The organism is Keratinibaculum paraultunense, from assembly GCF_016767175.1.
GTDB lineage: Bacteria > Bacillota > Clostridia > Tissierellales > Tepidimicrobiaceae > Keratinibaculum > Keratinibaculum paraultunense.
Window position 1 is genome coordinate 1,935,673 of sequence record NZ_CP068564.1, and the last position, 21,604, is coordinate 1,957,276.

At 34.0% G+C, this 21,604-nt stretch carries 26 protein-coding genes and 1 other annotated feature; all 26 genes read right to left on the reverse strand.

Annotated elements, in window-relative coordinates; all coding sequences use genetic code 11:
- Nucleotides 1-10: 10 nt before the first annotated feature.
- On the reverse strand, nt 11-196 hold the full coding sequence (locus JL105_RS09445) for a type Z 30S ribosomal protein S14 (protein ID WP_132029603.1): 186 nt from the start codon (nt 194-196) through the stop codon (nt 11-13).
- A 17-nt stretch (nt 197-213) separates the two neighbouring features.
- Nucleotides 214-756: a 50S ribosomal protein L5 gene (gene rplE, locus JL105_RS09450; protein WP_132029605.1), complete on the reverse strand. Its 543-nt coding sequence runs from the start codon at nt 754-756 to the stop codon at nt 214-216.
- A 26-nt stretch (nt 757-782) separates the two neighbouring features.
- Nucleotides 783-1,097: a 50S ribosomal protein L24 gene (gene rplX, locus JL105_RS09455; protein ID WP_132029607.1), complete on the reverse strand. Its 315-nt coding sequence runs from the start codon at nt 1,095-1,097 to the stop codon at nt 783-785.
- A gap of 14 nt (nt 1,098-1,111) precedes the next feature.
- Entirely contained in the window at nt 1,112-1,480 is a 369-nt protein-coding gene (gene rplN / locus JL105_RS09460) for a 50S ribosomal protein L14 (protein WP_132029609.1), read from the reverse strand.
- 28 nt (nt 1,481-1,508) lie between these two features.
- Nucleotides 1,509-1,763 carry a 30S ribosomal protein S17 gene (gene rpsQ, locus JL105_RS09465; protein ID WP_132029611.1) on the reverse strand — a complete coding sequence of 85 codons (255 nt, stop codon included), beginning with the start codon at nt 1,761-1,763 and terminating at the stop codon, nt 1,509-1,511.
- A gap of 6 nt (nt 1,764-1,769) precedes the next feature.
- Nucleotides 1,770-1,976 carry a 50S ribosomal protein L29 gene (gene rpmC / locus JL105_RS09470; protein ID WP_132029613.1) on the reverse strand — a complete coding sequence of 69 codons (207 nt, stop codon included), beginning with the start codon at nt 1,974-1,976 and terminating at the stop codon, nt 1,770-1,772.
- The gene (gene rplP, locus JL105_RS09475) at nt 1,966-2,409 is read right to left on the reverse strand and encodes a 50S ribosomal protein L16 (protein WP_132029615.1); all 444 of its coding nucleotides are present in this window, start codon (nt 2,407-2,409) and stop codon (nt 1,966-1,968) included. Before rplP ends, rpmC begins: the two co-directional genes overlap by 11 nt.
- Nucleotides 2,410-2,441: 32 nt before the next feature.
- Nucleotides 2,442-3,122: a 30S ribosomal protein S3 gene (rpsC, locus tag JL105_RS09480; protein WP_132029617.1), complete on the reverse strand. Its 681-nt coding sequence runs from the start codon at nt 3,120-3,122 to the stop codon at nt 2,442-2,444.
- Nucleotides 3,123-3,137: 15 nt separating this feature from the next.
- Complete coding sequence (rplV, locus tag JL105_RS09485) at nt 3,138-3,473, reverse strand: 50S ribosomal protein L22 (protein WP_132029619.1); 336 nt, start codon at nt 3,471-3,473, stop codon at nt 3,138-3,140.
- Nucleotides 3,474-3,500: 27 nt separating this feature from the next.
- Entirely contained in the window at nt 3,501-3,794 is a 294-nt protein-coding gene (rpsS, locus tag JL105_RS09490) for a 30S ribosomal protein S19 (protein WP_132029621.1), read from the reverse strand.
- A 30-nt stretch (nt 3,795-3,824) separates the two neighbouring features.
- The gene (rplB, locus tag JL105_RS09495) at nt 3,825-4,655 is read right to left on the reverse strand and encodes a 50S ribosomal protein L2 (RefSeq protein WP_132029623.1); all 831 of its coding nucleotides are present in this window, start codon (nt 4,653-4,655) and stop codon (nt 3,825-3,827) included.
- 29 nt (nt 4,656-4,684) lie between these two features.
- The gene (gene rplW / locus JL105_RS09500; RefSeq protein WP_132029625.1) at nt 4,685-4,975 is read right to left on the reverse strand and encodes a 50S ribosomal protein L23; all 291 of its coding nucleotides are present in this window, start codon (nt 4,973-4,975) and stop codon (nt 4,685-4,687) included.
- On the reverse strand, nt 4,975-5,598 hold the full coding sequence (rplD, locus tag JL105_RS09505; protein ID WP_132029627.1) for a 50S ribosomal protein L4: 624 nt from the start codon (nt 5,596-5,598) through the stop codon (nt 4,975-4,977). The genes rplW and rplD overlap by 1 nt, the downstream gene beginning before the upstream one ends.
- Nucleotides 5,599-5,623: 25 nt before the next feature.
- Nucleotides 5,624-6,253: a 50S ribosomal protein L3 gene (gene rplC / locus JL105_RS09510; protein ID WP_132029629.1), complete on the reverse strand. Its 630-nt coding sequence runs from the start codon at nt 6,251-6,253 to the stop codon at nt 5,624-5,626.
- A 55-nt stretch (nt 6,254-6,308) separates the two neighbouring features.
- Nucleotides 6,309-6,626: a 30S ribosomal protein S10 gene (rpsJ, locus tag JL105_RS09515; protein WP_132029631.1), complete on the reverse strand. Its 318-nt coding sequence runs from the start codon at nt 6,624-6,626 to the stop codon at nt 6,309-6,311.
- Nucleotides 6,627-7,021: 395 nt separating this feature from the next.
- Nucleotides 7,022-8,215 (reverse strand): elongation factor Tu, encoded by a 1,194-nt coding sequence (tuf, locus tag JL105_RS09520; RefSeq protein WP_202690501.1) that lies wholly within the window; start codon nt 8,213-8,215, stop codon nt 7,022-7,024.
- A gap of 25 nt (nt 8,216-8,240) precedes the next feature.
- Complete coding sequence (fusA, locus tag JL105_RS09525) at nt 8,241-10,265, reverse strand: elongation factor G (protein WP_237722339.1); 2,025 nt, start codon at nt 10,263-10,265, stop codon at nt 8,241-8,243.
- Nucleotides 10,266-10,362: 97 nt separating this feature from the next.
- Nucleotides 10,363-10,833 (reverse strand): 30S ribosomal protein S7, encoded by a 471-nt coding sequence (gene rpsG, locus JL105_RS09530; RefSeq protein WP_132029657.1) that lies wholly within the window; start codon nt 10,831-10,833, stop codon nt 10,363-10,365.
- A 121-nt stretch (nt 10,834-10,954) separates the two neighbouring features.
- Nucleotides 10,955-11,368 carry a 30S ribosomal protein S12 gene (rpsL, locus tag JL105_RS09535; RefSeq protein WP_132029655.1) on the reverse strand — a complete coding sequence of 138 codons (414 nt, stop codon included), beginning with the start codon at nt 11,366-11,368 and terminating at the stop codon, nt 10,955-10,957.
- A gap of 27 nt (nt 11,369-11,395) precedes the next feature.
- Nucleotides 11,396-11,638: a ribosomal L7Ae/L30e/S12e/Gadd45 family protein gene (locus JL105_RS09540; RefSeq protein ID WP_132029653.1), complete on the reverse strand. Its 243-nt coding sequence runs from the start codon at nt 11,636-11,638 to the stop codon at nt 11,396-11,398.
- Between the two features lie 117 nt (nt 11,639-11,755).
- Nucleotides 11,756-15,331, reverse strand: coding sequence for a DNA-directed RNA polymerase subunit beta' (gene rpoC / locus JL105_RS09545; protein ID WP_132029651.1), 3,576 nt, complete (start codon nt 15,329-15,331; stop codon nt 11,756-11,758).
- Nucleotides 15,332-15,394: 63 nt separating this feature from the next.
- Complete coding sequence (rpoB, locus tag JL105_RS09550) at nt 15,395-19,009, reverse strand: DNA-directed RNA polymerase subunit beta (RefSeq protein ID WP_202690502.1); 3,615 nt, start codon at nt 19,007-19,009, stop codon at nt 15,395-15,397.
- Nucleotides 19,010-19,249: 240 nt separating this feature from the next.
- Nucleotides 19,250-19,633 (reverse strand): 50S ribosomal protein L7/L12, encoded by a 384-nt coding sequence (gene rplL / locus JL105_RS09555; protein ID WP_132029647.1) that lies wholly within the window; start codon nt 19,631-19,633, stop codon nt 19,250-19,252.
- A 35-nt stretch (nt 19,634-19,668) separates the two neighbouring features.
- On the reverse strand, nt 19,669-20,205 hold the full coding sequence (gene rplJ / locus JL105_RS09560) for a 50S ribosomal protein L10 (RefSeq protein ID WP_132029646.1): 537 nt from the start codon (nt 20,203-20,205) through the stop codon (nt 19,669-19,671).
- An 18-nt stretch (nt 20,206-20,223) separates the two neighbouring features.
- Nucleotides 20,224-20,359: a sequence feature (ribosomal protein L10 leader region), on the reverse strand.
- Nucleotides 20,360-20,397: 38 nt separating this feature from the next.
- Entirely contained in the window at nt 20,398-21,120 is a 723-nt protein-coding gene (rplA, locus tag JL105_RS09565) for a 50S ribosomal protein L1 (protein WP_132029644.1), read from the reverse strand.
- 56 nt (nt 21,121-21,176) lie between these two features.
- Nucleotides 21,177-21,602, reverse strand: coding sequence for a 50S ribosomal protein L11 (rplK, locus tag JL105_RS09570; protein ID WP_132029642.1), 426 nt, complete (start codon nt 21,600-21,602; stop codon nt 21,177-21,179).
- Nucleotides 21,603-21,604 lie beyond the last annotated feature (2 nt).

The following is a 21,604-nucleotide window of genomic DNA, read 5'->3' on the forward strand; positions in this document are numbered from 1 at the left end:
AACTATACCATTACCAGCTTGCTTTTTTAACTCCAGGAATTTGACCTTTATATGCTAATTCTCTAAAACAAATACGGCACACACCGTATTTTCTCAAATATCCATGAGGTCTTCCGCATATTTTGCACCTGTTATATTCTCTAGTGCTAAATTTTGCTTTTCTTTTTTGTTTAGCAATTAAAGATTTTTTTGCCAAAATACCTTCCCTCCTTCTTACTTTCTAAAAGGCATACCCATAAGTTCTAGAAATGCCTTTGCTTCTTCATCTGTATTAGCCGTCGTAACTATAACTATATCTAATCCTCTTACGGAATCTACCATGTCATAATCAATCTCTGGAAATATTAATTGTTCTTTTATACCTAATGCATAATTACCTCTACCATCAAAAGATGAAGGATTTACACCTCTAAAGTCTCTAACTCTAGGTAGAGAAATATTCATAAGTTTATCTAAAAAGTCGTACATCCTTTCTCCTCTTAATGTAACTTTAGCTCCTACATTCATTCCTTGTCTAATTTTAAAATTAGCTATGGATTTTTTAGCCTTTGTTACAATTGGTTTTTGTCCTGAAATAAGTGCTAACTCTTTAACAGCACTTTCCAGTGCCTTTGGGTTATCTTTTGCTTCTCCAACTCCCATGTTTATCACTATCTTTTCAAGTCTTGGAACTTCCATTACGCTTTTATACTGAAATTTTTCCATTAAAGCTGGTATAACTTCGTTTTGGTATTTTTCTTTTAATCTGGAAGTCATTCCTATTACCTCCTTTCAATGGTACATTATTTATCCAATACTTCTCCACATTTTTTACATATCCTAACCTTAGTTCCATCCTCTAAAAATTTATAGCCTACTCTAACACCGGCTTTATCTTTACCGCAATAGTACATAACTTTAGAAGCATCAATTTTACCTTCTTGATGAATAATTCCACCTTGATCATTTGGACCTTGAGCTCTTTTATGCTTTGTAAGCATATTTACCCCTTCAACAATTATTTTGTTTTCTCTTGGAAATGCCTTTAAAACTTTTCCCGTTTTGCCTTTGTCTTCTCCAGAAATAACTATTACAGTATCTCCACTCTTTACATGCATACTTTACACCTCCTCTATAGTACTTCTGGTGCTAAAGATATTATTTTCATGAAATTTTTTCTTCTAAGTTCTCTTGTTACTGGTCCAAATATACGTGTTCCTACTGGAGTATTATCATCTCTTAAAATAACTGCTGCATTATCGTCAAATTTTATATAATTTCCATCTTCTCTTTTAATACCATTTTTGGTTCTTACTATTACAGCTTTTACTATCTCACCTTTTTTAACAACACCACCAGGTATTGCAGATTTAACAGAACATACAACTATATCTCCAACATTAGCATATTTTTTATTAGTACCTCCCAGTACCTTTATAACCAATAACTCCCTTGCCCCTGAATTATCAGCAACTTTTAATCGGCTTTCAGTTTGAATCATTAGAATACCTCCTTTCCAGGTATAAGGACTATTTTGCTTTTTCTACTATATTCACAACTCTAAAATATTTATCTTTACTCAATGGTCTAGTTTCCATTATCTTTACTATATCGCCGACATTACATTCATTGTTTTCATCATGAGCTTTAAATTTTGTGGTCTTTTTAACTTGTTTTTTATATAAAGGATGAGTTACAAAAGTTTCAACTGCAACTACTACTGTTTTATCCATCTTATCACTTACAACACGACCTATTCTTGTTTTGCGATTTCCTCTTTCCATATGAGGCTAGACCTCCTTTCCTATACCTAATTCTCGTTCTCTCATAATAGTTTTTACACGTGCAATGTCCTTCCTAACTGCTTTTATCCTCATAGGATTATCCAATTGCCCTGTAGCCAATTGAAATCTCAAATTAAATAACTCAGTTTTTAAATCTGACAGTTTTGAGTTTAACTCCGCATCTGTCATTTGGCGAATTTCATTAGCTTTCATTAGCTTCACCATCCTTTTCACCACTATCATCACGTGCAACAAATTTAGTCTTAATAGGCAATTTGTGTGCTGCCAATCTCATAGCTTCTCTAGCTACCTCTTCTGATACTCCACCCATTTCAAATAAAATTCTTCCTGGTTTTACAACTGCAACCCAATATTCTGGTGAGCCTTTACCTGAACCCATACGAGTTTCTGCAGGTTTTTCTGTAACTGGTTTATCTGGGAATATTTTTACCCAAATATTTCCGCCTCTTTTTACATATCTTGTCATAGCACGTCTTGCTGCCTCTATTTGATTAGAAGTAATCCATGCTGGTTCAAGAGCTTGCAATCCATATTCTCCATAAATAATCTTATTTCCTCTAGTTGCATTTCCTTTCATTCTACCTCTATGAACTCTACGATATTTTACTCTTTTAGGCATTAACATATTTACTTCCTCCTTCCTACAGCCATTATAAACTAATTTTCTTTTACCTCATTATCCTTTTTTGATTCATTATCTTCTTTCTTTATAGGAAGAACCTCTCCTTTATATATCCAAACCTTTACTCCTAATTTTCCATAGGTTGTATTTGCTTCTGCAAATCCATAATCTATATCTGCTCTTAAAGTTTGAAGAGGTATTGTCCCTTCGCTATATCCTTCAGTTCTTGCCATATCAGCTCCACCAAGTCTACCGGATACAGAAGTCTTTATACCTTCGGCACCAGCTCTCATGGTTCTTTGAATTGCTTGTTTCATAGCTCTTCTGTAAGATACCCTTCGTTCTAACTGATTAGCTATGTTTTCTGCAACCAATTGAGCATCTAATTCTGGTACTTTTACTTCCTCTACATTTACAATTACACTTTTACCAGTCATCTTTTCTAGTTCTTTTCTTAGTGCCTCTACACCAGAACCACCTTTTCCAATAACCATGCCTGGCTTAGCAGTGTGTATGGTAATTTTTATTCTATTTGCAAATCTTTCTATTTCAATTTTAGAAATTCCAGCAATATATAATTTTTCTTTTATATGTTTGCGAATTTCATAATCTTCTATTAAATATTCATCAAAATTTTTATTATCAGCATACCATTTGGAATCCCAATCCTTTATGATTCCAACTCTTAATCCATGTGGGTTTACCTTTTGACCCATTAACTATCCCTCCTTCTACTCTCGCTCTTCGACAACAACTCCTATGTGGCTAGTCCTCTTTAAAATTGGATATGCCATACCTCTAGCCTTTGGTCTCCATCTTTTTAACTGAGGTCCATCATTAGCATAGGCTTCTTTTACATATAAATTATCTCTATCTAAATTAAAATTATTCTCTGCATTAGCAATAGCAGATTCTAAAACTTTTTCAAGTTCCCTTGCACCTTTTTTAGGTGTAAACTTGAGGATTGTTAAAGCTTCATCTACTTGTTTGCCTCTTATTTCTTTACAAATATAATTTACTTTCAAGGGTGAAATTCGCACATATTTAGCTATGGCTTTAGCTTCCATACTGACTCCCTCCTTTATCCTCTATCTCTATTTCAATTGAGTTGTCTCTTCAGTTCTTTCTCCACGTTCACCATGACCTCTAAAGGTTCTAGTAGGCACAAATTCACCAAGTTTATGTCCTACCATATCTTCTGTTATATATATTGGTACATGTTTTCTTCCATCATGAACTGCAATGGTATGCCCTACCATTTGCGGAAATATAGTTGAACGGCGAGACCAAGTTTTTATTACTTTTTTTTCATTTTTTTTATTTAATTCTTCTATCTTTTTTAAAAGATGTTCATCGCAAAAAGGTCCTTTTTTAAGAGATCTGCCCATTATTAATCCTCCTTTCAGATACCAACGTTACTATTTTTTCCTTCTTCTTACTATATATTTATTGGATTCTTTATTCTTAGCTCTAGTCTTATATCCTAAAGTAGGTTTACCCCATGGAGTTACTGGTGATGGCATACCTATTGGTGTTCTACCTTCACCACCACCATGTGGATGGTCTACTGGATTCATAGCACTACCTCTCACTTTAGGTCTAAAGCCTCTATGTCTCTTCTTCCCAGCTTTTCCTAACACTAGATTTTCATGTTCTACATTTCCTACTTGCCCTACGGTTGCACGACAATCTAATAATATCCGTCTAATTTCTCCTGATGGAAGTTTTAATTGTGCATATTTTTCTTCCTTAGCTACCAATTGAGCTTCTGAACCTGCTGACCTTGCTAATTGTCCGCCTTTCCCAGGCTTTAATTCTATATTATGAACTGTAGTACCTATTGGAATATATTTTAATGGTAAAGCATTACCAACTTTAATATCTACATCTGTTCCTGATTCTACAATATCGCCTACTTTTAATCCGTGTGGTGCAAGTATATATCTTTTTTCACCATCTATATAATTAATAAGTGCAATATATGCAGATCTATTTGGGTCATATTCTATTGCTGCAACCTTCCCAGGTATTCCATCTTTATTTCTCTTAAAATCAATAATTCTATATTTCCTCTTAGCTCCTCCACCTCTATGGCGGACAGTTATTTTGCCACGATAATTTCTACCACCAGTTTTCTTTGAACTAACAGTTAATGCTTTTTCAGGTTTATCTTTTGTTATTTCTTCAAATGTAGAAACAGTCATTTGACGAATTGCTGGGGAAGTAGCTTTGTATTTTTTAATACTCATTGTTCATTCCCTCCTTCTTTTAAAACTATCTACATGCCTTCAAAGAACTCTATTTCTTTAGAATCTTCTGTTAAAGTTACTATCGCCTTTTTCCAACTTGGTCTTCTTCCTACATTTACTCCCATTCTCTTTTCTTTACCAAGGATATTCATGGTGTTTACACTCTCAACCTTTACATCAAATATTTTTTCTATAGCTTTCTTTATTTCAGATTTGTTAGCCCTTTTATCCACTTTAAAAGTGTATTTTTTATAAGCCATATCTTCCATACTTTCCTCAGTTATTATGGGTTTAATTATAATATCGTATGGATTACGCATTACGCATACACCTCCTCCACTTTTCTTACTGCATCTTTAGTTATTATAAAGGAGTCGAAGTTTAGTATATCATAAACGTTTAAAGTGTTTACAAAGGCTACTTGTACATTTGGAATATTTCTAGCTGATTTAATCACATTTGTATCTTTTTTATCCATAACTATAAGAGCTTTTTTGCCTGCGTTTATATTAGATAATATCTTAGCCATTTCTTTAGTTTTTGGCTCGTTTAAGCTTAATTCATCTAATACAATTATTTCATCGTTTAAAACCTTTGAGCTTAAAGCAGACTTCATGGCTAGCCTTTTTACCTTTTTAGGAACTTTGTAGCTATAATCCCTTGGCTTTGGTGCAAAAGTAACTCCACCTCCAACCCAATGAGGTGCTCTAATACTTCCTTGTCTGGCTCTACCTGTACCTTTTTGCCTCCAAGGTTTTCTTCCTCCACCTCTTACTTCTGATCTAGTTTTAACAGATTGAGTCCCTTGTCTTCTATTTGCCAATTGATTTTTAACTACTTCGTAAAGTACGTGTTCATTTACTTCAACGCCAAATATATCGTCTTTCAAATCTATCTCTTCTACTTGTTCACCTAATACATTGTAAACATTAACTTTAGGCATATCATATCCTCCTTTCCCTGTGTTACTATTTGTTTTTAACGGTTTCTTTTATGAACAATAGCCCACCTTTAGGTCCTGGTACCGCACCTTTAATAAGTAGTAGATTTCTATCAACATCTACTCTTACTATTTCAAGATTTTGAACTGTAACTCTCTCGTTACCCATTCTCCCCATTCCTTTGGTTCCTTTAAATACTCTACCTGGATCAGCAGCTGCTGCTCTTGCTCCACCTGCTCTATGATATTTTGAGCCATGACTTTCTGGTCCTCTAGAATAATTGTGCCTTTTTATTGGTCCTTGAGTTCCTTTACCTTTTGATATGCCTATAACATCAACCTTATCTCCTTGCTCAAACACATCTACTTTTATTTCTTGTCCTACTTCAAATTCATCTGGATTATCTACAATAAATTCTTTTATATGTTTCTTATATTCCACTTCAGCTTTATCAAAATGACCTTTTAAAGGTTTATTTACTCTATTTTCTTTTGCATCTTCAAAACCTACTTGAACAGCATTATATCCTTCTTTATCTACAGTCTTCTTTTGTATAACCTTTACAGGACCAGCTTCTATAACTGTTACTGGCACTACAGCTCCATCTTCTAAAAATATTTGAGTCATTCCTATTTTTTTGCCTAATATATTTTTCATCTCTACACCTCCTATTATCTTACAGCGGATTACTTATAGTAATCATTCTAAGAAATTACAGCTTTATCTCGATGTCAACGCCAGCTGGTAAATTTAATTTCATAAGTGAATCTACTGTCTTTTGACTTGGATTGAGAATATCAATCAATCTCTTATGAGTCCTCTGTTCAAATTGTTCTCTTGAATCCTTATGCTTATGAACTGATCTTAATATAGTGATAACTTCCTTCTCTGTTGGTAATGGTACTGGTCCTGATACATCTGCACCAGTCCTCTTTGCAGTTTCCACTATCTTTTGAGCTGATGTATCTAACAACTCATGATCATAAGCTTTTAATCTAATCCTTATTTTTTGATTACCTTTGTTTGACATTTAATTCCCTCCTTTTATCGCATGTTCACATATTACATGCGACATGGAATTGTCGATAAACACCTCCGGGTGTGTTGTAATGGTTTTTTATATAATGGCATTAGCCATTTTTGACAATTCCAGTCGCCCGATTTGTAACCGGACATTCTCAACAAAAATTTCCCCAGCACTCAATCCCTTAAATAAATTAGGATTGAAAACTTATATATATTCAATTTATTTATAGGATTGAGTGCTGGGCAACCTCTTGTATCATCGCAATGTCTAAAATAAAACACTACTATATTTTATAGTATATACTATAAAAACTCAAGCTTTTTTATAACAATGCTTAGTTTTTATATTTTAATAAACAGGTGGGTGTACCCCACCCATTTTATATTATTTATCCTACATTACTCAATTATCTTAGTAACAACTCCAGCACCTACAGTTCTTCCACCTTCACGAATAGCAAATCTTAATCCTTCTTCCAATGCTATTGGAGTTATTAGTTCTATGGTAAATTTAGCATTGTCTCCTGGCATTACCATCTCTACGCCTTCTTGTAGTCTTATTTCTCCTGTTACATCTGTAGTTCTAAAGTAAAATTGTGGTCTATATCCATCAAAGAATGGAGTATGTCTTCCACCTTCTTCTTTTGTTAGTACGTATACTTCTGCTTCAAATTTTGTATGGGGAGTTATGCTTCCTGGTTTTGCTAGTACTTGACCTCTTTCTATTTCGTCTCTTTGTACGCCTCTTAACAATGCTCCTATATTATCTCCTGCTTGTGCTTCATCTAGTATCTTCCTAAACATTTCTATTCCTGTTACTACTACTTCTCTTGGTTCGTCTCTTAATCCAACTATTTCTACACTGTCTCCTGCCTTTATTACTCCTCTTTCTACTCTACCTGTTGCTACTGTTCCTCTTCCTGTTATACTAAATACGTCTTCTACTGGCATTAAAAATGGTTTGTCTATTTCTCTTTCTGGTTCTGGTATGTCTCTATCTACTGCTTCCATTAGTTCCATTATCTTGTCTCCCCATGGACCTTCTGGGTCTTCTATAGCTTTTAGTGCTGAACCTACTATTACACTCGTATTATCTCCATCAAATCCATATTCGCTTAGTAGTTCTCTTACTTCCATTTCTACTAGTTCAATTAATTCTTCATCGTCTACCATGTCTGCTTTGTTTAAAAATACTACTATATTTGGTACACCTACTTGCCTTGCTAATAATATATGCTCTCTTGTTTGGGGCATCGCTCCGTCTGCTGCTGATACTACAAGAATTGCTCCGTCCATTTGTGCTGCTCCTGTAATCATATTCTTTACATAGTCAGCATGCCCTGGACAGTCTACGTGGGCATAGTGACGATTTTCTGTTTCATATTCTACGTGAGATGTAGATATAGTTATTCCTCTTTCCCTTTCTTCTGGAGCTTTGTCTATATTGTCATAACTCATTACTTGCCCTGCCCCTAATCTTTTGTTTAATACTGTTGTTATTGCTGCTGTTAATGTAGTTTTACCATGGTCTACGTGACCTATTGTACCTATATTCACATGAGGTTTAGTTCTTTCAAATTTTTCTTTAGCCATTTTCTATTCCTCCTCAATTATTTTATTATTTATTTCCTAATATTTCTTTTGCAATGTTATCTGGTACTGGTGCATAATGATCAAATTCCATAGAATAAGTAGCTCTACCTTGAGTGTTGGATCTAAGAACTGTTGCATACCCAAACATCTCAGACAATGGTACATAAGCTTTTACTACTTGAGCACCATTTCTTAGCTCCATACCTTCTACCCTTCCACGTCTTGCATTTAGATCACCTATAACATCGCCCATATATTCTTCTGGCATAATTACTTCTACTTTCATTATTGGTTCTAATAAAACTGGTTTTGCCTTTGCCATAGCTTCTTTAAAAGCCATAGAACCAGCAATTTTAAATGCCATTTCAGAAGAATCTACTTCATGATATGAACCATCAAATAATGTTACTTTCACATCTACCACTGGATAACCTCCAAGTATACCAGATTGCATAGCTTCTTGAATACCTGCATCTACTGCTGGTATAAATTCCTTTGGTATAGCTCCTCCTACTATCTTGTTTACAAATTCATAGCCTGCACCTGGCTCTTGAGGTTCAATTTTTATCTTAACATGCCCATATTGACCACGACCACCAGATTGTCTTACATATTTAGTATCTGCCTCTGCTGGTACTGTAATAGATTCTTTGTAAGCCACTTGAGGATTACCCACATTGGCCTCTACCTTAAACTCCCTTAGAAGTCTATCTACAATTATTTCCAAATGCAATTCTCCCATACCTGCAATTAATATCTGACCAGTTTCTTCATTTGTAGAAGTCCTAAATGTAGGATCTTCTTCTGCAAGTTTAGCTAATGCAGTACTCATCTTTTCTTGACTTGCTTTTGTCTTTGGTTCAATAGCTACTTCAATAACAGGTTCTGGGAATTCCATAGTCTCTAGCACTATTGGATTTTTTTCATCACATAATGTATCTCCTGTAGCTGTATCCTTAAGTCCTACTGCTGCTGCAATATCACCTGCATAAACTTCATCAACTTCTTCCCTTTTGTTAGCATGCATTAATAGGATTCTACCTACTCTTTCTCTTTTACCTTTTGTTGAATTATAAACATATGATCCTGCTTTTAAGGTACCTGAATATACCCTAAAATATGCAAGTTTCCCTACATATGGGTCAGTTACTATTTTAAATGCTAGTGCAGAAAATGGTTCATCATCTGATGAAATTCTCTCTAATTCTTCATCGGAATCCACTGATACACCTTTTACTGGAGGTATATCTAATGGTGAAGGCATATAATCTACAATAGCATCTAATAAAGGTTGCACTCCTTTGTTTTTATAAGATGAACCACATAAAACAGGAGTGATCTCTGTTTTAATTGTCGCCTTTCTTATAGCTCTAGTTATCTCTTCAGGAGTTATTTCTTCTCCTTCAAGATATTTAATCATCAATTCTTCATCATATTCTGCTATATTTTCAAGTAGATTTTCTCTATACTCTTCTGCTAAATCTACTAATTCTTCAGGAATATCTACTACCTCTATATTCTGACCAAGATCATCTTTATAAATTCTAGCATTCATATTTACTAAATCCACTACACCTACAAAATTATCCTCTTTCCCAATAGGTATTTGTACGGGGACTGGATTGGCTTTAAGTCTATCTTTAATCATATCTACTACATTGAAAAAATCTGCTCCTACTATATCCATTTTGTTGACAAAAGCCATTCGAGGAACATTATATTTATCAGCCTGTCTCCAAACCGTTTCTGATTGAGGTTCTACTCCTCCCTTTGCACAAAATACCGCTACAGCTCCATCTAGAACTCTAAGGGACCTTTCAACTTCTACTGTGAAATCCACGTGCCCTGGCGTATCTATTATATTTATTCTGTGATCTCTCCAGTGACATGTGGTCGCTGCAGATGTAATAGTGATTCCTCTTTCCTGTTCTTGCTCCATCCAATCCATCTGTGCAGCACCTTCATGGGTTTCTCCTATTTTGTGAATTTTTCCAGTGTAAAATAATATCCTCTCTGTGGTAGTTGTTTTTCCTGCATCTATATGAGCCATTATTCCTATGTTTCGTATTTTCTCTAATTGAAATTTCCTGGGCACAATATTTCCTCCTTCCTGTTTATAAGTCCCCCTTGTTGTTTTGTTTTATTTATTACCATCTATAATGTGCGAATGCCTTATTTGCTTCAGCCATCTTATGAACTTCTTCTCGTTTTTTAACACTTCCACCAGTATTGTTAGATGCATCCATTATTTCTTTAGCAAGTCTTTCTACCATAGTCTTTTCTCCTCTTAATCTAGCATAACGAACAAGCCAACGCAAACCTAATGTTTCTCTTCTTTCAGGTCTAACTTCTACTGGAACTTGATAGGTTGCCCCACCAATACGTCTTCCTTTAACTTCTAATATTGGCATTACATTGTTTAAAGCCTTATAAAATACTTCAAGGGGATCTTCGCCAGTTTTTTCTTGTATATAATCAAAAGCTCCATAAACAATGTTTTGAGCAAGACCTTTCTTACCATCAAGCATCACATTATTGATAAGTTTTGTTACAACTATATCATTATATATTGGATCTGGCATTACTTCTCTTTTCTCTACATAACCTTTTCTTGGCACTCAACTTCCCTCCTTAACTATATAAAGTATATTCATTGGTACTCGACAGTGAATATTCTGCCGTTGTGCACATAAATGCATATATATAAATTTGGAATAATTCCATTGCATTTCAGCACAATTATTTTTTAGGCTTTTTAGCCCCATACTTGGATCTAGATTGCATTCTTCCTTCTACTCCTGCTGCATCTAAAGTACCTCTTACCACATGATATCTAACTCCTGGGAGGTCTTTAACTCTACCACCTCTTACTAAAACAACACTATGTTCCTGTAGATTATGTCCTTCTCCAGGTATATAAACATTTACCTCAACACCATTGGTAAGCCTAACTCTAGCTACTTTTCTTAAAGCCGAATTAGGTTTTCTAGGTGTAACAGTTCTAACAGCTGTACAAACTCCTCTTTTTTGTGGTGAATGTACAGTAGTAGTAGTCTTTTTTAATGAATTGTAATTTACACCTAGTGCAGGAGATTTGGATTTGTATTCAACCTTTTTCCTACCTTTTCTAATCAATTGATTGATTGTTGGCATAATTGCACCTCCTTCTATACTTAAATTTTATTTTAATAATGCAGCACTTGCTGCACTAACATCTATTTTACAAGCCTTACCTAATTCTTTCATGGAAGATACATATACTAATTCAACTTCCTTTTCTTCACAAGCTTTAATTATATCTTCTACTATTCTTTTATCTGCATCTTTGGCTACATACACTATTTCTGCATCTCCATTAGATAATGCTCTTTTAACTTGCTTAGTACCCACTACTTTATTATTAGTATTAAGCTTATCTAACATATATAAGTTTCCTCCTCCTTTAAACATTTTTAAAGATTATGTGAACAGTCACTGTTCACATAATCTTTATGTTATCAAAGAGTCCACTCTCAATTAATGCACTTATACATTTTACCATCAGATATTTTGACTGTCAACATCAATTTTATCTATAAGTTCTATTTTTTCATCTTCTTCTATGTTTTCTTGTTTATCTGCATCTTTATCTTCATCTTCTGCATATACCACTTCTATATTTTTATATCTTTTCATTCCAGTACCTGCAGGGATAAGTTTCCCAATTATTACATTCTCCTTTAGTCCCATAAGTTTATCTACTTTACCTTTAATAGCTGCTTCTGTTAATACTCTAGTGGTTTCTTGGAAAGATGCAGCAGATAAAAAGGATTCTGTTGCTAATGAAGCTTTGGTTATCCCTAAAAGTGCCCTTCTACCTATAGCAGGTTTACCTCCTGCTTCTGAAATCTCTTTGTTTACATCTTCAAATTCGTGCAAATTAACTAAGCTTCCAGGCAGTAGATCTGTATCTCCCGGGTCTTCTACTCTTACTTTACTTAGCATCTGCCTAACAATTATTTCAATATGCTTATCGTCTATATCTACTCCTTGTAATCTATAAACTCTTTGTACTTCTCTTACTAAATAGTTTTGTACCCCTTGTACTCCCTTAATTTTTAATATATCGTGAGGATTTACTGATCCTTCCGTTATTTCATCTCCTGCTTCAACAAAATCTCCATCTCTTACCTTTAATCTTGAACCATAAGGAATGCTGTACGTTTTAGTATCTCCATCATTAGAGGTTATAATAACCTCCTTTTTCTTTTTAGTTTCATTTATGCTTACTTCTCCTGATATTTCAGATATAACTGCTAATCCCTTTGGTTTTCTTGCTTCAAATAACTCTTCAACCCTTGGTAAACCTTGTGTAATATCAGCCCCTGCTACTCCTCCAGTATGGAAAGTACGCATTGTAAGCTGTGTACCAGGTTCACCTATGGATTGAGCAGCTATGGTTCCTACTGCTTCTCCTACATGTACTGGATATCCAGTAGCTAAATCTCTTCCATAACATTTTGCACAAACACCATGACGTGTTTTACATGTTAGTACAGATCTAACCTTTACTTCTTTTATACCTGCTTTATCTATTCGTTCTGCTATACTTTCTGTAATCATTTCACCTTTTTTAATTATTATCTCATTAGTATTTGGATCAACTACATCTTCTACTACAAATCTTCCTACAATTCTATCCTTTAATTCTTCTATAATTTCATTCCCATCTCTAAAATCTTTAGCTACTATATATTGTTCTGTTCCACAGTCTTCTTCTCTCACAATTACGTCTTGACTTACATCTACCAATCGTCTAGTTAAGTAGCCAGAGTCTGCTGTTCTAAGGGCTGTATCTGCTAACCCTTTTCTTGAACCGTGAGTTGAGATAAAAAACTCCAATACATCTAATCCTTCTCTAAAGTTGGATTTTATAGGAACTTCTATAGTTTCTCCGGACGCACTGGCCATAAGTCCTCTCATACCACCTAATTGCCTAATTTGATTTTTACTACCTCTAGCACCTGAATGAGCCATTATATATATATTATTCATATGATCTAGCCCATCCATCAACGCTTCTGAAACTTTGTCAGTAGTTCTATTCCATATTTCAATTACTCTCTCATATCTTTCTTCATCAGATATAAGCCCTCTTCTATAGGATCTTTCAAATTTATCTACCTCTTCTTCTGCTTTTTCTAGTAATTTTTCTTTTTCTTCAGGTACTATAATGTCATCCATACTTATAGTTATAGCACCTATAGTGGAATAATGAAATCCTATTTTCTTTATGTGATCTAATACTTCTGCAGTTACTATATTCCCATGTTTTCTATAACATCGTTCTACTATATCCCCTAACGCTTTTTTATCTACTAATCTATCTATTTCTAAAGAATAAGGATCCTTTTCTCTATCTACAAATCCTAAATCTTGAGGTATATGTTCATTAAATATAAATCTTCCTACAGTGCTTTCTATAATACGTCCTCTATCTTCTTCATTTAATTTTTTCCTTACTTTAACCTTTGCATGTATACTTACATCACCATTAAAATAAGCATGTAACAATTCATCATAATCTTTGAATATTTTCCCTTCTCCTTTTTCTCCAGGATTTTCTGCTGTTAAATAATAACTGCCTAAAACCATATCCTGAGTTGGAGTAGTGATAGGTCTTCCATCCTTTGGAGCCAATATATTGTTTACTGATAACATTAATAATCTTGCTTCCGCTTGAGCTTCCATAGATAAAGGTACATGAACAGCCATTTGATCTCCATCAAAATCAGCATTATAAGCAGTACAAACTAAAGGATGCAATTTTATAGCTTTACCTTCTACCAATACAGGCTCAAAAGCTTGAATCCCTAATCTATGAAGAGTAGGTGCCCTATTTAATAGAACAGGATGATCCCTTATTACTTCATCTAATACATCCCATACTTCTGGTTTCATTCTTTCAACCATGCGTTTTGCTGATTTTATATTGTGTGCATATTCTTCTTCTACTAATTTTTTCATAACAAAAGGCTTAAATAATTCTAATGCCATCTTCTTAGGTAATCCACATTGATAAAATTTAAGTTCTGGTCCAATAACTATTACAGAACGTCCAGAATAATCTACTCTCTTGCCTAATAAGTTTTGTCTAAATCTACCTTGCTTACCCTTTAGCATATCTGATAGGGATTTTAATGGTCTGTTTCCTGATCCTGTAACAGGTCTACCTCTTCTTCCGTTGTCTATTAGTGCATCTACTGCTTCTTGAAGCATCCTCTTTTCATTTCTTACTATTATATCAGGTGCTCCTAAATCCAATAATCTTTTTAATCTATTATTTCTATTTATAACTCTTCTATATAAATCATTTAAATCTGAAGTAGCAAATCTGCCTCCGTCTAACTGAACCATAGGTCTTAAATCTGGTGGAATAACTGGTATTACATCTAATATCATCCATTCAGGTTTATTTCCTGATTGTCTAAATGCTTCTATTACTTCAAGTCTTCTTATTATCCTTACTCTTTTTTGTCCTGTTGCATCCTTTAATTGTAGCCTTAAATCCTTTGCTTCTTCATCTAAATCTATCTTTGCTAAAAGTTCTTTTATAGCTTCTGCTCCCATTTTAGCTTTAAAATTATTTCCATATTTTTCTTTTGCTTCCCTATATTCTGGTTCAGATAAAAGCTGTTTTTCATAAAGCGGAGTATCCCCACTATCTGTTACAATATAGGATGCAAAATATAAAACCTTCTCCAAAGATCTGGGAGACATATCCAATACAAGGCCCATCCTACTAGGAATACCCTTAAAATACCATATATGAGATACAGGGGCTGCTAATTCAATATGCCCCATTCTTTCACGTCTTACTTTGGCTTTTGTAACTTCTACTCCACATCGATCACAAACAACGCCTTTATATCTAATTCTTTTATATTTGCCACAATGGCATTCCCAATCCTTTGTAGGTCCAAATATCTTCTCGCAAAATAGTCCTTCTTTTTCAGGTTTTAATGTTCTATAATTTATAGTTTCAGGTTTTTTTACTTCTCCTCTTGACCACTGTCTTATCTTTTCTGGAGATGCAAGACCAATTTTAATTGCATCAAATGTATTTAATTCAAACAAGGAGCTTTCTCTCCTTTCTATAATAAGTTTATAAAAATTCTTTAAAACTTCTTAATTAATAATTTAATCTAGCTCTTCGTAGTCGTCATCTTCATCATCTAGACTATTATCAATTAATTCATCACTCATTAAGTCCAAATCATCTATATCATCATCTATGGATTCTTTAATCTCTATTTCATCATCTTCTTCAGTTAATAATTTTACATCTAATGCTAAACTTTGTAACTCTTTTACCAAAACTTTAAAAGATTCTGGTACTCCTGGCTCAGGAATATTGTCCCCTTTTACAATAGCTTCATAAGTTTTAACCCTGCCTATTACATCGTCAGATTTTACAGTCAACATCTCTTGTAATGTATGAGCTGCTCCATAAGCTTCCAATGCCCACACTTCCATTTCCCCAAATCTTTGTCCTCCAAATTGAGCTTTACCTCCAAGGGGCTGTTGCGTTACAAGAGAATAAGGTCCAGTAGATCTAGCATGAATTTTATCATCAACTAAGTGATGAAGTTTCAGCATATACATATAACCTACAGTAACAGGATTATTTAGTTTTTCTCCTGTTCTTCCATCTCTAAGTTCGATTTTACCACTTTCAGGATATCCTGCCATTCTTAGAGCTTCCATTATCTCTTGATCGCTAGCTCCATCAAATACAGGTGTAGCTACATGCCAGCCTAGTTTCTTTGCAGCTAATCCTAAATGAACTTCCAATACTTGCCCTAAATTCATACGGGAAGGTACTCCTAATGGATTTAGCACTATTTCTACTGGTGTCCCATCTGGTAAATAAGGCATATCTTCTTCAGGCAATATCCTAGATATTACTCCTTTATTACCATGACGTCCACACATTTTATCCCCTACGCTTATTTTTCTCTTAGTTGCTACATAAACTCTAACCATTTGATTTACACCAGGGGATAATTCATCGCCATTTTCTCTTGAAAATATCTTTACATCTACCACTATTCCTGACTCTCCATGGGGGACCTTTAGAGAAGTATCCCTAACTTCTCTAGCTTTTTCACCAAATATAGCTCTTAGGAGCCTTTCTTCAGCAGTAAGCTCTGTTTCCCCTTTAGGAGTAACCTTTCCTACCAATATATCACCAGCTTTTACTTCTGCTCCAATCCTTACAATCCCTCTTTCATCTAAATCTTTTAGCATATCATCGCCAACATTGGGAATATCCCGTGTAATCTCCTCTGGACCTAATTTGGTATCTCTAGCTTCTGATTCATATTCTTCTATATGAATAGAAGTTAAAGTATCCTCAATTACCAATTTTTCATTTATCAGTATAGCATCTTCATAGTTATATCCTTCCCAAGTCATAAAAGCCACTAGTAAATTTTTCCCTAGCGCAATTTCTCCTAAATCTGTACTAGGACCATCTGCAATAACTTGACCTTTTTCTACTTTTTCACCTTTTGCTACTATTGGCCTTTGATTTATGGTAGTACCTTGATTAGAACGTTTGAATTTTAAAAGCTTATAGCGATCTATTTGCCCATCTTCATCTCTTTCAATTAGTATTTCCTCAGAACTTACCTTTACTACAGTTCCTGAATTTCTAGCTATTATAACCACTCCAGAATCTCTTGCAGCTTTATATTCAATTCCCGTACCTATTATTGGTGCTTCAGCTTTTAAAAGTGGTACAGCTTGACGTTGCATATTTGCACCCATTAATGCCCTGTTAGCATCATCATTTTCCAAAAATGGAATCATAGCTGTACCAACAGATACAATTTGCTTAGGGGAAACGTCCATATAGTCCACTTCACTAGCAGGATATATGTCTATTACTCCATTTTTCCCTCGAGCTACTACCCTTTGGTTTATAAACCTTCCTTCTTCATCTAAAGGCTCATTAGATTGAGCTTTTACAAACTCATCTTCTTCATCAGCAGTTAAATATTCAACAGTATCTAAAACAACTCCTCTTTCTTTATCCACTTTCCTATAAGGAGCTTCTATAAATCCATATTCGTTAATTCTAGCATAAGTAGTTAATGAAGTTATCAATCCAATATTAGGACCTTCTGGAGTTTCAATTGGACACATCCTACCATAATGAGAATGATGGACGTCTCTTACTTCAAATCCAGCTCCTTCTCGACTTAAACCTCCAGGTCCTAAAGCTGATAAACGTCTTTTATGAGTTAACTCTGCTAAAGGATTTGTTTGATCCATAAATTGAGATAATTGACTGCTACCAAAAAATTCTTTTATAGCTGCTACAACTGGTCTTATATTTATAAGGGCTTGAGGAGTAGCTACATCTACATCCTGTATAGTCATCCTTTCTCTTACAACCCTTTCCATTCTCGATAAACCTATTCTAAATTGGTTTTGTAACAATTCCCCTACAGAACGAACTCTTCTATTGCCTAAATGATCTATATCATCAGTCATCCCTACTTCACTGAATAGGTTAAACTGATAATTTATGCTTGCAATTATATCGTCTTTAATTATATGCTTTGGTGATAATTCTCTGTTTCTATCTCTTATAGCTTCTTTTAATTCTTCTGGATCATTATAAGTTTCTACTAATTCTTTCATAATTGGATAATATACCTTTTCTTTTAAACCTAATTCTTCCAATGAAAAAGGTAAATTGAAAGCTTTTCCATCAACAAAGTGATTCCCTATTACACGAACAATTTTGTCGTTGTTTACCTGAATATCTACTTTGTTAATTCCACTATTTTCAATAGCTATAGCTTTTTCTCTTGTAATTTTCTCACCCTTAGCTACAAACAATTCTCCTGTTTCTGGATCAGAAATATCTTCCGCAGCTATTCTTCCTATTATTCTATTACGTAATGCCAATTTTTTATTAAATTTATAGCGCCCTACTTTTGCTAAATCATATCTTCTAGGTTCAAAAAATAAACTATCTAACAAAGATTTAGCATTTTCCACTGTAGGAGGTTCTCCTGGTCTCAATCTTTTATATATTTCAATTAAAGCTTCCTCTTCTGTATTAGTATTATCTTTTTCCAATGTCTTTAAAACTTCTTCTGTTTCTCCTAAAATATCTATTATGTCTGCATCTGTTTTAAGTCCCAATGCTCTCAATAAAGTAGTAATAGTAAGTTTTCGTGTTCTATCAATTCTAACATGAACTATGCTATTAGAATCTGTTTCATATTCCAACCAAGTTCCTCTATTAGGGATAACTGTTGCAGAATAAAGTTTTTGACCTGTTTTATCAATTTCTTCAGAATAATATACTCCTGGAGATCTTACTAATTGACTTACCACAACTCTTTCTGCTCCATTAATTATAAAGGTTCCCTTCTCTGTCATCAGTGGGAAATCTCCCATAAATACTTCTTGTTCCTTTATTTCTCCTGTTTCCTTGTTTATAAGCCGAACCTTTGCTTTTAAAGGTGCTGAATAATTAGCATCTCTTTCTCTTGCTTCATCTTCGCTATATTTAGGTTCGTTTTCATCGATATAGTAATCTACAAATTCTAAAATTAAATTGCCCGTATAGTCCTGTATGGGGGAAATATCTTCAAATACTTCTCTTAACCCCTCTTTTAGGAACCATTCATATGAACTTTTTTGAACTTCTATTAAATCTGGCAGATCTAATACTTCATTGATACGTGAATAACTCATCCTGACTCGTTTTCCGTATCTAACAGGATGTACCATTAATAATTCACCCCTTATTAAACTAAAATACCCAAAAGCATATAATACTTTTGGAAATTGCCAAAGTAAATATATTATAATATTGACATATCAGTGATGTTTTATACAGAAAGGCACATAGTTTCGTTTATTATAGCATCTATATACATTACCATACTGTAGTTTTTATGTCAAGTGTTTTTTTAAATCATATAAAAAAGGCTCTCATTTCTTGAAAGCCTTTTTTATATTAATAATCAATTATTTTAATTCTACTTCTGCACCAACTTCTTCTAGTTTGGATTTTAATTCTTCTGCTTCTTCTTTTGCAATTCCTTCTTTAATTGGTTTTGGTGCATTGTCTACTAAATCTTTAGCTTCTTTTAATCCTAAACCAGTTATATCTCTAACAGCTTTAATAACTTTTATTTTTTCTTGTCCTGGTCCTTTCAATATAACATCAAATTCTGTCTTTTCTTCTTCTTGAGCTTCTCCTCCACCTGCTGCTGGTGCTGCTACAGTTGCAACTGGTGCTTGAGCACTAACTCCAAATTCTTCTTCTAAAGCCTTTACTAATTCAGATAACTCTAATACTGTTAAACTCTTTACTTCTTCAATTAAATTTAATACTTTTTCACTTGCCATTTTTATATCCCTCCAAATATTTTCAATTTTAAGTTTTAAGCTCCTTGTGCTTCTTGTTTTTCTCTTATAGCATCTAATGCATATACAAGTTTTCTAATTGTACCTTGTAAAACATTAGCAAATCCTGCTATAGGTGCATTTAATCCGCCTAATACTTGTGCTATAAGAATTTCTTTTGATGGTAAGCTTGCTAAATTCTTAACTTCATCTACATTTATTATCTTACCATCTATTATGCCTGCTTTAATTTCAAGTTCCTTATGTTTTTTTGCAAATTCATGAGTAATTTTAGCTACCTGTACTGGGTCTTCAAAACCAAATGCAATTGCATTTGGTCCAGTTAAATATTGATTAAACTCTTCTAGACCTGCCTCTTTAAATGCAAATCTCATCATGGTATTTTTATATACCTTATAATCAACTCCAGCCTCTCTGTATTTATTTCTTAATTCTGTTACTTCATCTACTTTTAACCCTCTATAATCTACAAGTACCATGCCTTGAGCTTTATTAATTTTTTCAGTTATTTCATCAACTATTTTTTTCTTTTCTTCTAAAACCTTCTCCTTCAATAACTTCACCTCCCAAAGGCTATAACAAATAAAGGTCTCTCCGTAGACATGGAGAGACCTTTAATCTCAAAATAATTTATTTCCGATCTCACCTCGGTAGGATAATTTTAAACCAATAGGTTCCTACTGTCTACGGTGCCTATTTAATTAACAAAAAAGATTATATCAATAAATATAGTTTCTGTCAACAATTTATTTTTCTTTTTTTACAACAAATTTATCAACTAATTGCTGTGGATTAACCTTTATACCAGGCCCCATAGTGCTTGATAGGGTAATACTTCTTAAATATCTACCTTTTGTAGCAGCTGGTCTAGCTTTAATTATTTCCTCCATTATAGTAGCAAAATTTTCTTTTAATTTTTCTATGCCAAAAGAAACTTTTCCTATTGGCACATGTATTATACCTGATTTATCAACTCTATATTCAACTTTACCAGCTTTAATTTCTTTTACTGCTTTTCCTACATCAAATGTAACTGTTCCTGATTTTGGATTAGGCATAAGCCCTTTGGGACCAAGGATTCTACCAATTTTACCTACCACTCCCATCATATCAGGTGTAGCAACTACAACATCAAAATCAAGCCAGTTTTCATTTTGAATCTTTTCTACTAATTCTTCTCCACCTACATAATCTGCTCCTGCTTCTTCAGCTTCTTTGGCCTTTTCACCCTTAGCAAATACTAAAACAGTTCTAGTTCTTCCTGTACCATGAGGTAGCACTACTGCACCTCTTACTTGTTGATCTGCATGTTTAGGATCCACTCCAAGTTTTACTGCTAATTCAACAGTTTCATCAAAATTTGCTTTAGCAGTTTTTTGAACTAATTCTATTGCTTCTTCTACATCATATAAACGGGTTCTATCAACTAATTTAAAGCTTTCTTGATATTTTTTCCCTCTTTTTGACATAATCGCATACCTCCTTGTGGTTGTAACGGAATATCCTCCCACTTATTTTAATTTTATTAGTCTTCTACAACAACACCCATGCTTCGGGCTGTTCCAGCTACCATACTCATGGCAGCTTCAATACTTGTTGTATTTAAATCTGGCATCTTTATCTCAGCAATTTCTTTAACTTTATCCTTAGAAATTGTACCAACTTTAGTTTTATTAGGTTCGCCAGAACCTTTTTCAATTCCTATAGCCTTCTTTATCAATACTGAAACAGGTGGTGTTTTAGTAACGAAGGTAAAAGATCTATCTTGGTAAACCGTAAGAATAACTGGTATAATCATTCCAGCTTGATCTGCAGTTCTTGCATTAAACTCTTTAGTAAATTGCATTATATTTACTCCATGAGGTCCTAATGCAGTACCTACAGGTGGTGCTGGAGTAGCTTTGCCAGCTGGTATCTGTAATTTTACAACAGCTATGACTTTTTTAGCCATAT